The organism is Gardnerella sp. CCPDSM (assembly GCF_056754715.1).
Window position 1 is genome coordinate 1 of the sequence record NZ_JBQEQO010000091.1, and the last position, 305, is coordinate 305.

A 305-nucleotide genomic window follows, 5' to 3' on the forward strand; every position below is an offset into this window, starting at 1 on the left:
CACCTTTACCATCTTTCCCAGTAAACCAACCGTTAAAAGTAAAACCAGACTTCGTAGGATCTTTAGGCATCGACTGATTTTTCAGTTCGTCACCATCAATCGAGCTACCCTTTTGAACTTTCACAGTCGCATACGGCTTACTGTCATCACCGTCGAAAAATGTTACAGTAGCAATCTTTCTTCTCAACACAAAAGTAACAACTTGCTGAGTAGAAACATTATCATCTCTATGCACTGCAATATTAACGTTCGCATCAGTTGGAGCGTTAGCAATATCTGTTGAATCAGCAACCCACTCATAGTCC

1 pseudogene is annotated in these 305 nt (G+C 40.7%); it reads right to left on the reverse strand.

From position 1 onward, the window contains the following. Positions 1–305 (reverse strand): annotated as a pseudogene (locus tag ACTJLE_RS06675) (InlB B-repeat-containing protein); the annotation flags it as partial.